The following is a 10,969-nucleotide window of genomic DNA, read 5'->3' as shown; positions in this document are numbered from 1 at the left end:
GATTCTCCATCTCGATGACCCCATGTTTTCTGGCAGCATCCTACTACAACATGACTTGTGTGTACTTAGTAGCCCGAGGCTGGGAGAGGAACTTGTCCGGCCCCTCCCTTCTGCCCAAAACTGGAAGAAGGGGCTAGGGGATGTAGACGCAGAGCAGCTTCCCGCAGGGTGGGGGCTTGGTGTGCGAAGTCTATGAATGCCATCGGTGACGTTTAAAGTGATTCCTCGAGTTGCCGAGAATTTAGCTGCCGATACAGTTACTCGGTACCAATCGCACTAGGCCAGAATCGAGTGCTTCCATCAAAAGTTCCAAAACTTCTGCGTCGCCTTCTGGAAGATACCCTAGCCGTGTCAGCTCGTTATTGATAGCTTGTTCTAAATCTGGGGTTAGTTGATGGAGCGATAGGACTTTGCTGACGAGTGTACGAATGCTGCTATGAGGCTTCATATCTACTAGCCCTTCATTTTTATAAGTTCAATTTTCGACTACGCGAGGGTGATTTTCTGTGATCAGCTACTTTCTTCAAACGTGATTGTGATGGTCGCAGTTAAGTGATTTCAATCACTAGCTGATTTGGTGCTCCAAGATACTTTACGTGAAAATACTTAACCGAAACTTTACATAAGGGTAAGCCGTCATCAAGATTGTGAGAAATCGGGACTAATGCAGTGTGCAGACTTGACTGTCTGACCTACTTTCAGAGCATTAGTTTCAATGCTTCTTCGTCAGCACACGCATATGACCTGGAGTCCTTAGCGATGCAAAGTTTTCAATCCGCTTTAACGATTATTCAGCCGAGTGGTGCCCTCAATGCCGCTAACGCACGCACTCTGCAGGCTCAATTGGTCGAACACATTACTGCCGACCACTCGGCTGGTCTGATGGTCGATATGAGCGGTGTCGAGTCCCTCGATAGTGCTGGCTTAGTGTCTTTGATCTCAGCTCTCCGAATAGCGCGTGGTTTGAGCAAGCGCTTTTGTCTTTGTTCAGTTCCGCCCTCAATTCAAATTGTGTTTGAGTTGACACAGTTGGATCAGGTCTTTGAATTTGCTGATGACTTTTCAGTCAAGGCTGCTTAACGCGATCGCAACCTGGGCAGCTGGAAGCGATCGGTGCGCCCTCTAAATGCGGCTAGGCGGTTACTCTCTCTCTTGACGTCTGGTCTTGTTCTTGGCTTCAGCCTGGACACTTTGTACTAAGCTTTTTGAAGCGAATTGCTTATTGATGTTGGGGTTCGTCACAGTAGAGTGAGCAGCCAGCACGCGATCAGCACCAGGAGCCGATAGTCATGATTTTGCGTTTACTCTTAGCCCCAGTCACGGGGCCATTTACTGGTGTCACCTGGATCGCCGAAAAAATTCTGGACCAGGTAGAAGACCAAACCGATGAACTGGAAACGCTACAAAAGCAACTGTTGACCCTGCAACTTGCGTTCGACATGGGAGACATTCCTGAAGAGGAATTTGAAGAGCAGGAGGAAGAACTGCTCCTGCGCATTCAATCGATTCAAGATGAGCGAGCTGCCGCCGAGCGGGCCGAAGCTGAGGCAGCGGACGAATAATCGCTGATTTCATGGACGCTACAGTGCAGCAACACCAGATGTAACGCCTACTAATTAACGCAGTGCTGTCTCTAATCAACGAAGAGACGGACGCCTAATAGAAGCAACTGAATGTCGCGCTTTACTGTTAAATCGCGTTGCGCGATCGCATACTCAACCCCGTATGTTGGTTGTCATAATCCTAATGATCACTCCACTTTAGTTTCAACGACCAGGGTCAGACTGAGCCAAGTGCCTTGAGCGGAATATTGGCGAATGAGTCGTTGACGATGGGTCGGAGTCACTAGCCAGCCCACTTCCAGGAATAGTGGTTGGCGTGGTGTGATCGCCATCGGACAGGTCGAGGATACGCCATCGGGCAACAGCAACACCTGCACCGGCTGGCTACCGGAGGTGAACAGGATGCGATCGCCACTCACCACCCCCTGAGACTGAATCGACGGTCCCTCGTCCCCAAACTCTAGGGTTTGCGTCACGGTGTGGTTGTGATGGGTGATTGATAAGCGTGTGGCATAGCTATCGTCGGGGCGTAAATCGGGATACACCATGGTCGCTTTCCCCGTCCAGGTGCCGACCAGATCATCTACCTGGAGGGGCGGGCGGGTCGAGGGAGTCGTGCCGTCCAGATGTTCGCGAATCAGGGTGAGCTGATGAAGATCGCGGTTTTGGTCAAAGAGTTGCACCAGGCGGAGGCGATGGTTGTCGGCAATTAAGCCCAACTCCGCACCAAATTCCGAAAACGGTCCCCACTGCATGGAGCCCTGGGAAAACGCACCGTTGTCTAAGAACAGCACACTTTTGGCCAGGGTGCGATATTGCAGCACAGTTTCCTGGGGCGGTTCTCCCGGCGGCTGCTTGGTAATAGTTTGCCGCATCAGATTGTCATGATCCAGCGGTGTGAGCTCGACTACGGTAGGCGTGTCGGCTAACACCTCGCCAGTCGGCGACATCTGCGTGAACGAGCCAACCCAGCGCCCTGCATTTTTGAGGAGTCGTTCCCATTGGGATGCCATTGTGCCTGCTCCACCAGTTTCTGAAATTCAGATTCTCATGTTTTGTCGCGGCACCTGCGATTCCGTAAATTTAGTTGATGGCGGTTACCGTCGCTCCGATGTTGTCGATCGCGAGCGGTTTGGCATCCACGATTTCAATATCGACTTGTTGCCACGCTTGGGCCATGGCCCAAGCGATCGCGGTGGCTTTCTCTACACTGCCCAATGCCAGAAGGGTTGGCCCCGCCCCGCTGATTGTGACCCCATAAGCGCCGGCATCGCGAGCGGCTTGGGTGACGGCGGCGTAGCCGGGGATCAAGGATTTTCGATAGGGCTCGTGGAGGCGATCGCCCATCGCCGTCTGCAACCAATCGCCATTTCCCGTTGCCAGTGCTTGGATGAGTAAGGCGAGGTGACCCATGGTGTAGACGGCGTCTGCTCGCGAATATTCCGTCGGCAATACGGCTCGTGCCTGCGCTGTCGACACTTCAAATGCGGGCACAACCAAAATTGGCACAATGCCTCGATGCCAGGCCACCTCACATACGGTGGCGACTCCTGCATCGTTTGCGGTGGCAAGGCGACAGCCCCCTAACAAGGCGGGCACCACATTGTCTGGGTGTCCTTCGATTTCAGTGGCGAGGTCGGCAAGGGCTGGGGCATCTAAGGGGTGTCCGGCCATCGCGTTAGCGCCCAAAATACCCCCCACGATTGCGGTCGAGGAGCTGCCCATGCCCCGCGCCAATGGCACATCGAGCTCGATCTTCAGGCTCAACGCCGGGACGGGCTGCCCAATTTTTTGAAAGAATTTCTGAAACGCCACATAGGCCAAATTGGAGGCATCCGTGGTGACGCGATCGCTATCTAGCCCTTGGACACCAATCTGTAACGTCTCGGCAGTCGACGGCGACGCAAAGGTGAAGTGGTTGTAGCGGGTCAGCGCTGCCCCCAAGCAGTCAAACCCCGGCCCAATGTTGGCGGTTGTTGCCGGTACTGATACTCGAAATGCCCCGCTCATGTCCCCTCCTCCTGCGGTGCCGTTGCCATTGCCCGCACTCGCGCCCCGCATATTACCATTCATCTTGGGCTTCCTGTCGGGTTCGTGAATATTCATGCATCGATTTCGCTAGACTAGACGCGGTCTGAGCTAAGGGAAAGCGACCATGTTCAAACTTCTTGTTGCCGTTGGATTATCGGTTGGGGGACTCACCGCGATCGCCAGTCGCGCGATCGCCGAAGACGGGGTTCCCACTACCCGCCGCATGGCCGAGTTGCCCTTGCCGGCATTATCGGCTCCGTTGTCACCACATTCCGAGCCCAGCGGTCAGCGCTTAGGGCAGATATTTCCCCCCGGTGATTTTCCAGATGTCTCTCCTAATCACTGGGCCTACACTGCCGTCAGTACCCTCGCCGAAGACTACGGCTGCTTGTCGGGATATCCCGATGGCACCTTTCGCGGCGACGAATTCGTCACACGGTACGAATTTGCCGTTGCCCTAGAAGCCTGTCTGGATGCGATTGTCCAGATCATTGACCCGCAGCAGCAAATCGACACCGAGCAGTTGCTGAATAACCTCGAAGTCTTGCATCGTGAACTCGGCACTCTGGCAGATGATGTTGGAGAACTGGAATCACCGCTAGAAGCCGAGTAGATGGCTCGCCTGCCACCCACTCAGTACATGATTGGGATGGGCCGAACCAGGTGATTTTTTAATGGCGATGGCGATCATGGCTGGCACCGTAGGTGATGCCGCCAATCACGCTCAAAAAGCCTAACCCCAGCAGTCCCGCGAGGGGATTGCCACCGATGCCAGTGACCCATTCCGGCACTTGTCCCGTCGCCACCACAAGGTCATTCACGTCAACTTGATAATACGCAAAGACGAGCCCACCATGCAGTCCCGCGGCTGGCCCCAATACTGTGGTGTCACGCTGTTGCCACCGTCTCGCCACGGGGATGCGTCGGGCCCAAACTAAGGCTGCCCCCAGCAGTACTAGCCCCACAAACTGCGGCCAGGTGGCCAAAATTGCCGAGAGGGGGCGCAAAAAGTGGGCGATCGCAAAAATCGACGCATTCAGCCATAGAGCCGCAGCCGGGGTGAAATCCTGTTCCAGTTCGTAGAGTAACCAGCCGCGAAAGAGGAGTTCCTCGGCAAGGCCGACCCCAATACCCACCAATAACCCTTCCAGCAAAAAGCGGGGTGCGGCTGGCCCCAGCCCTTGCCAGGTGCTCCAACCTATCAGCAGTTGCAGACCATACAGCAATGCAATGCCGACAATGCCCGCGATAAACGCGACGCCCCAGCCTCGCCACCAGCGATCGCCCTGGCTAAATCCCAGTTGCCGCCATGGATGGCGACAATGATGAACCCCCCGCATCCACGATGGCAGCCCCAACACAAACACGACGAATAGACTGACAGGGGCCAAAATCACCGACTGACCTTGGGTGTTGGCATACTCCCAGTAGTACAGGGGAAGCGCGATCGGCACTGCCAGTAAAACTGCCCCAGCAAGACAAATGACCACTCTCATTAGAGCTGGGCACCGTCGAACCAATAGCCAATAGCGCTTCAACAGGATTCGGATTACTCTTCCGGTTCAATGGAACTGGTGAGCCCCTTGCCTTTCAACCCTTCGCAGTAGAACTCCGCATGCTCTTGGGCGCAGATAATGACGACCCCCACTTCAGACACATGGGCCTGCATCATCACATTGACCGCTTGCGGCATCGACAAACTAGGTACCACCTTCATCAGCGACTCCACCACATACTCCATGGAGTTGAAGTCATCATTGTGCAGGAGCACCCGATACCGGGGAGGTGGTTTCCGAACTGTGGATGTAGAGCGACTTTTGATCGTATCGACAGCCACCATAAGCGCCTCAATCAAGCTAGTTACGAGTGAATAAATCAGTTTAGTGCTTATCACACTGGCAAATTGTGTTGAATTTGCCTCAAATCCAGGGACTCCATCACTGGCAAACGGTGTCACCGATCAGCTCTCAGACATCAAAACCAAGACCTCCATCACGGCAACATCCGTGCCCACCCCTAAATGATGAGAGCAAAACCCTTAACGATTAAATTTTAATTGAGATTTTCGGCTCTGACAAAGAAAAACTGTGATCTCTAAAAGGCACTGACGCCATTTAGTGGCAAATGCTGCAGAAACCAGTTGCGACACTGCGCTCTATGTAAACTGGTTGAATAATCTCTTTTTCTGGGTAACCACAGGCATGAGCATCGCGGCCTATCAAATTGTCTATGTGGACTGTGGGCAGTCTCGACTCTATGGCGAACTGGTGCAGCATATGGTAGAACGGCAGACCTGCTGGTTGAGACCTATCTCGTTGCGGCAAACATTGCCTACCGACGAAACCTTTGAGTTTTTAAACGTTTCCAGTGGCCCAGATATTATTTGTGCAGACCATGTGATTCAACCCGTGTTAGATACTGACTGGCTGATGGTACTGGCTACGCTTTCCATCGCCAAGGCTAACTGCGATTATCCCAGCGCGAACCAACATCTGCGCCAGTTTGTCACGTGTCTCTTGAGTGGGTCATAGCAGCTACAAAGACCCCTGATGATAGGCACTGAAGCGATTTCCAGTTGCGATGATGCGATGCCCAGTTGCTAGCGCAACGTTAATCTAGCAGAAGCCTGACGATCAATCGCTGTCCCTTTAGACTCCTAGGGCGACGATCGCGCGATCGCCGCCCTAGGTAAGCCCGTTTATCTGCTGTAAAGCAGGGGATTCGCAACGATATGGGCCAGCGACCTCAATAAGCACCCTTGCGATACAGCACAACTAGTACCGTTTCCAGCAGTAGCTTGAGATCGTAAAAGAAAGACCACTGCTCTTGATAACTCAGATCCATGTTGACGATGTCTTCAAAGTCGTTAACAGAGGAACGCCCGCGTACTTGCCACTCACCGGTAATCCCTGGCTTTACATTTAGTCGCTGCCAGTGATGCTTCTCATACTGCATCACTTCGTCAACGGTAGGAGGCCGGGTGCCAACCAGACTCATGTCCCCCATCAATACGTTAAGGAACTGAGGAAATTCGTCCAAGCTCGTCTTACGAAGCAATCTGCCGACCCGAGTAATGCGGGGGTCGTTTTTGTTCTTAAACACTAAGCCTTGGGCTTCATTCTGCACCAGGTGCTTTAATTTATCGGCATCCGCCACCATTGAGCGAAACTTCCACATGCGGAAGGTCTTGCCTCGGTGACCGCACCGTACCTGACTGTAAAAAACCGGGCCGGGGTTATCGATTTGAATCGCGATCGCAAGCGGGATAGAAATGATCGCAGTAATTATCAACCCCACTAGACCCCCTAAGATGTCCAGTCCTCGTTTCAAGAGACTTGTGACCGAAGGATGCTCTAGCTTGACTCCTGTAGGGATGTAGAAACTTAAATTATCAGCATTATTAAAGGCTGCTTCGGGAACTGCAATATTGAAGTGGGCAGCACCATTTTGTAAATTAACCACCGGGAAATCGACTCCTTTGATTGCTCCTCAAGCCATTACAGAATATTCTCAACTTCCATCTACGTATATGCCCTGATGACAAGGTTCATCAAAACTTTAAGCTTCACCAGACTCCGATGAAGATGCCTTCTTGATTTACGGAATCCGAGTAGTGACTCGTGTGACTAACGCGACGTTTTCTGAATATGTCAGCCATCTTAAAGCCATCAAGCACGACAGCTAACTAACTGGTCAAATGCCATACTGGCAAGAATTCTAGCGCTTTAATGGTAGCCCATTGATGACCATGAAGCTAATACCTAAGGGGGATTGTTGGATGGCGCAGTCATATTTGATGCAGGTTTGATGCAGGCGCTTTGTGACGGGCATCAGACAATGTCACGGCTCCGTGATAATGCTGACAGGTGCTTGCCTGGGCAAGCAGTCGAGCTGCGATCGCTGATGCCAACCGCCCTCTTCCTATCCTGCGTCGGCTGCTGTGGAGTGATCGATGAAGGTATCTAGTGGCGGCTCTGGCTCGCCGCATCCTGATGCCAATCTTATTTACTGACCTTACTGGCTTTGGCTGGTGGTACTAGGAATGGCTGGCACGTGGTAAGTCATCGGGGCACGCTGCCTGAGCTCAGCGGCAATGTGAGCGGGCGTAATGTCTGCCAAAGAGCACTCATGCTTTTGCATTAAGGTGAGCAGGAGCTCGCGCGAGAGCAGTGCCGCTTCTGCCAAGAAGCGATCGTTCATCGTCAAATCGGCCGCTTGAATTTCAGCTAAGTCCTGATGCAGGGCTTGAATCGTCGAGTCGGTAGCGTACATCGCGACCTCCCGGTAGATGTGATGGCAATTTTGTCGAGCAAAGGTAGCATTGCCAGTACTTTTACGTCTGTTATAGCCCTTGAAGATGTCGATAGAATCAGCAATTTCAACAGGTCGGTTACGCCTCTGGTTAATAACGGGAAATCGTTGGTTGAATGTACTGAGAGTTGAGGGTGAGAGGCCGGCTATTATCGCTGTTGTTCGCCCTGAAGCAAACATCGCAAGCTAGCTGACTGATCCGGGGGTGATCGCCCCTTGATAGGATACGGAGGCAGTTTTGAGGGAACCCCCTTTAGCTATGTCCGAATCTACTCAAGCCATGACCGGAGCCGAAGCCGTGGATGCCGCGATCTCCCAAGGCGTTGACCTCGACGGCAGCCCCATTCCAGAAAATAAGTTGTCGCTGTATCAAACCGTGATGGCCAAGGAGGCTAACCGTCAGCGGAGTGGGGTGCAAAATTCCATGCGATCGCGCATCGTGCGCATCGGGGCTAAGCACTTTTCCCAAGCCGATTTGAACCAAATGCTGCTTGACGCCGAGTTTAAGCCCTTAAAGGACAAGGAAATCGCTTTTTACTACGGCGATAAGTAATCGCCGTAAGCTCTACCACCAGTCAGCCAAGCCTGCCCCACTTTAGGGCGCACTCTCGGCACGGGGCTGCTTGAGCTGACTGATGAGGTCGGCTCGACGCGTGTTGAGTTCTCGTTCGACCATCAACATCGTGCGCTGTAGCTCTCGAAAGCCTGCGCCAGCGGGGGCCGTTTCCATTAACTTATTCAGAGCTATCAGGTGCGCGGTGGGCCAGGTCAACTCTGAAGGCACCTTTACATCGGGCACAATGCCGGTCTGGCTCCAGTTATCGCCCGTGGTGGGATTGAGCGATCGCCCCACGGGGACAAACATCCAAAAGTGATTATTGAGGCGATAGCCCCGGCCCGGATGCGCGCCGCCCACGGTGTGTTCACCAACCACCGTCACGCGCTTGAGGGCCTGTAAGTTGTAAGCAAACTCTTCAGCAGCGGAGAAGGTTTCTTGACTCGTCAAGAGATACACAGGCTTATCCAGATAACGCGGCGCGTTGAGGTGCGGTAGTGTCCACCACTGGCGCGTCGAGTCGTCGGGTCGCCAATACAAATCGTTGAGGTGAATGGCCGGATAGGCCGGTAAGAGATAACTGCACAGCAGGGCCACCATCGCGGGAGAACCGCCACGATTATGCCGGATGTCGATAATGAGGGCTCGAGTGTGGGTGATGAAGGTCATCGCTGCCGCGATCGCATCCCCCGCAAATTCCGGCGGTTCAAAGCCGTACAGTTCCAAATAACCGATATTGCCCCGGAGTCGCTCGACCCGGTTCAGGTCAAAGTTGCGCAAACTGCTCTGGTGCTGCTCAACGGCTAGCTCGGCGGCGGACGGCTTGGCCTCTGGGTCGATGTGGGGCAGCGGTTCGGGACTGAAATGGACTTTCAGTTGGCGATCGCCGGATAGCTCTTGCAGTTGTAGCGTGAGAATTTCGGCACATTGCTCGCCGCCATTGACCTCGGCGTAACCCCCACCCTGGCGGCGCTGCTGAATGTCAGTCTGGAGCTTGTGGGCGATGTCTGGAAAAACGTAGTTATTTAACGTATCCACAACCGCATCTAACACGGCTTCGCGCTGCCCGTCGTCAAACTCAAACTCAGCCCCATCAGAAAAATCAGCAGTCATCAGTTATCTCGTCCATTACGCCACGCCCGACTAAAGTCTTGCTTGACTTTATTGAGTCCGAATCCGTTCGGGCGGGGGGGCGTTGACCGTGCCCAAGCGGGACTTGAGTTGTTGGGCGCGGAGTAGCTCGGTATAGTTCAGGCCGCCACGGCCTTCAATTAACGGTACGGTCTCAATGGCTTCGAGTAAGTGGCGCACCGCGTCCCGCTCAGAGTAGCCCCGCCGTTGGGCCACCCGAATGGCAGTATCGTCAGCATCTAATTTGGCTTGATTGCCTGTGTTTGCCCGCCAGACTTGACTCGCAGCGATCGCCGTTAGCCCACCCGCCGCTAAAATGCCAACCGCATCCGTCTGGAACGCTTCAAACACAGTGCCCAGCAGTCCCACCGCCGCAATCCCTTGGTACAGCTCAGGTTTAATCAGCCGGACTGAGGTCAGCCAACACACATTATGCAGAAAGAGTAAATCCCGTTGAGAGGCCGACAGTTCCTGCCACAGCTGCCAATTAATCGTGATGGGATGACTTTTGTGCCAGGGGCGAGGAAACGGGGTTTCCACCACAGTGGATTGGCGATCGTCAATGATGATGCGCGTTTTCATGCGCCCAGAAGCGGGCATCAAATCTTTGAGCCGAGTCACTTCAGCGTTAGTGTTGACCACCGATAAGCCCTCAAACCATGGTCATTCGTCAATTACTAGCAAAGCCCGTAGGAGAGGATCTTAGCGCAAACTGGGTTACAGAAATTCCAAGCTGTCGGCTAGCGCTACCAATGTCTGAGGAACTTGTGCCGTCGCGTCTTCTAAAGCGGCCACCACTAACAAATATACGGTCGCCCCTTGCTGGCTCGCCAAAATGCTGCCCGACACAGGTTGCGGGGCTCCTCGCTGACTCAAGCGTCCCGTCCAGTCAATTTGCAGCCCCTGCGGCACTGCTGTAAAAGTTTGTGTTTGAAAGCCCTCGCCGTTATTCAAAGCCTGATTGGCCAGGGCCACCAGGGTCACCTCTGGTAACGGGGTTTCGCTATCTAAGGGCACTGGCACCACACTGTAAGACAGACTGCCATCAGGCAGAGTAAATAGCGGTGAACTGCCAGCGATAGTAACAGCGGCTCCTTCTAAAAGGCCAACCTGAAAGTTGCCTTGCGGATCTTCGTAGATGCCGCTAAGGGTGGGGACCGCCCCATCAGCACTAACCGTCGCCTCAGTCGTGGCCTGAGCCAGGAGGGGAGCCTCTATCGACAGGGCCGGGGTGAGCCAAACATGCCCAGTGCCAAACATGACGGCGGCGATCAATGCAACTACCGCCACGCCAATCCATCCCAGTGACCGTCGGTTCATGGCCTCAGCCCCCTAGCGATAAAGTCCGCCCTTAGCTTACCGAGAAATTTGGGCGGTG

Annotated in this window: 14 protein-coding genes; 5 read left to right on the top strand and 9 right to left on the bottom strand. The window is 53.8% G+C overall.

Annotation, left to right across the window (positions count from 1 at the left end):
- Positions 1–759 precede the first annotated feature (759 nt).
- Positions 760–1,080, top strand: coding sequence for an STAS domain-containing protein (locus JUK32_RS07170; protein WP_204138162.1), 321 nt, complete (start codon positions 760–762; stop codon positions 1,078–1,080).
- 209 nt (positions 1,081–1,289) lie between these two features.
- Positions 1,290–1,562 (top strand): gas vesicle protein GvpG, encoded by a 273-nt coding sequence (locus JUK32_RS07165; RefSeq protein WP_204138161.1) that lies wholly within the window; start codon positions 1,290–1,292, stop codon positions 1,560–1,562.
- 188 nt (positions 1,563–1,750) lie between these two features.
- Here the strand turns inward: JUK32_RS07165 and JUK32_RS07160 are convergent, their stop codons facing one another.
- Both JUK32_RS07160 and thrB read right to left on the bottom strand, forming a co-directional pair.
- Positions 1,751–2,575, bottom strand: a complete 825-nt coding sequence (locus JUK32_RS07160) for a DUF3598 family protein (RefSeq protein WP_204138160.1) — start codon at positions 2,573–2,575, stop codon at positions 1,751–1,753.
- A 70-nt stretch (positions 2,576–2,645) separates the two neighbouring features.
- Positions 2,646–3,572: a homoserine kinase gene (gene thrB / locus JUK32_RS07155; protein WP_204138169.1), complete on the bottom strand. Its 927-nt coding sequence runs from the start codon at positions 3,570–3,572 to the stop codon at positions 2,646–2,648.
- A gap of 145 nt (positions 3,573–3,717) precedes the next feature.
- Here thrB and JUK32_RS07150 point away from each other — a divergent pair, with 145 nt between their 5' ends.
- A complete protein-coding gene (locus JUK32_RS07150; protein ID WP_239112404.1) occupies positions 3,718–4,206 on the top strand; it encodes an S-layer homology domain-containing protein in 489 nt (162 codons plus the stop codon).
- Between the two features lie 58 nt (positions 4,207–4,264).
- Here JUK32_RS07150 and JUK32_RS07145 read toward each other — a convergent pair whose 3' ends face one another.
- Together JUK32_RS07145 and clpS are read right to left on the bottom strand one after the other, a co-directional pair.
- Entirely contained in the window at positions 4,265–5,089 is an 825-nt protein-coding gene (locus JUK32_RS07145) for a CPBP family intramembrane glutamic endopeptidase (protein WP_204138159.1), read from the bottom strand.
- A gap of 53 nt (positions 5,090–5,142) precedes the next feature.
- Positions 5,143–5,430, bottom strand: a complete 288-nt coding sequence (gene clpS, locus JUK32_RS07140) for an ATP-dependent Clp protease adapter ClpS (protein ID WP_204138167.1) — start codon at positions 5,428–5,430, stop codon at positions 5,143–5,145.
- A gap of 364 nt (positions 5,431–5,794) precedes the next feature.
- Here clpS and JUK32_RS07135 point away from each other — a divergent pair, with 364 nt between their 5' ends.
- Positions 5,795–6,124 (top strand): hypothetical protein, encoded by a 330-nt coding sequence (locus JUK32_RS07135; protein WP_204138158.1) that lies wholly within the window; start codon positions 5,795–5,797, stop codon positions 6,122–6,124.
- Positions 6,125–6,338: 214 nt separating this feature from the next.
- Here JUK32_RS07135 and JUK32_RS07130 read toward each other — a convergent pair whose 3' ends face one another.
- On the bottom strand, positions 6,339–6,968 hold the full coding sequence (locus JUK32_RS07130) for a sugar transferase (RefSeq protein ID WP_375541553.1): 630 nt from the start codon (positions 6,966–6,968) through the stop codon (positions 6,339–6,341).
- 639 nt (positions 6,969–7,607) lie between these two features.
- Positions 7,608–7,865, bottom strand: coding sequence for a hypothetical protein (locus JUK32_RS07125; protein WP_204138157.1), 258 nt, complete (start codon positions 7,863–7,865; stop codon positions 7,608–7,610).
- A gap of 298 nt (positions 7,866–8,163) precedes the next feature.
- On the opposite strand from JUK32_RS07125, the gene JUK32_RS07120 reads away from it, so the two are divergent.
- Positions 8,164–8,457 carry a DUF4090 family protein gene (locus JUK32_RS07120; protein WP_204138156.1) on the top strand — a complete coding sequence of 98 codons (294 nt, stop codon included), beginning with the start codon at positions 8,164–8,166 and terminating at the stop codon, positions 8,455–8,457.
- 42 nt (positions 8,458–8,499) lie between these two features.
- Here JUK32_RS07120 and JUK32_RS07115 read toward each other — a convergent pair whose 3' ends face one another.
- The 3 genes from JUK32_RS07115 to JUK32_RS07105 form a co-directional block, all read right to left on the bottom strand.
- On the bottom strand, positions 8,500–9,573 hold the full coding sequence (locus tag JUK32_RS07115; protein WP_204138155.1) for a S41 family peptidase: 1,074 nt from the start codon (positions 9,571–9,573) through the stop codon (positions 8,500–8,502).
- Between the two features lie 48 nt (positions 9,574–9,621).
- On the bottom strand, positions 9,622–10,233 hold the full coding sequence (locus JUK32_RS07110) for a DUF3318 domain-containing protein (protein WP_309224505.1): 612 nt from the start codon (positions 10,231–10,233) through the stop codon (positions 9,622–9,624).
- A gap of 75 nt (positions 10,234–10,308) precedes the next feature.
- Positions 10,309–10,911 carry a hypothetical protein gene (locus tag JUK32_RS07105; RefSeq protein ID WP_204138154.1) on the bottom strand — a complete coding sequence of 201 codons (603 nt, stop codon included), beginning with the start codon at positions 10,909–10,911 and terminating at the stop codon, positions 10,309–10,311.
- Positions 10,912–10,969 lie beyond the last annotated feature (58 nt).

Origin of the sequence: Halomicronema sp. CCY15110 (assembly GCF_016888165.1) — a bacterium.
Taxonomy (GTDB): domain Bacteria; phylum Cyanobacteriota; class Cyanobacteriia; order Phormidesmidales; family Phormidesmidaceae; genus Halomicronema.
The sequence above is the reverse complement of the archived record's forward strand: the minus strand, read 5'-3'. Positions and strand labels throughout refer to the sequence as shown.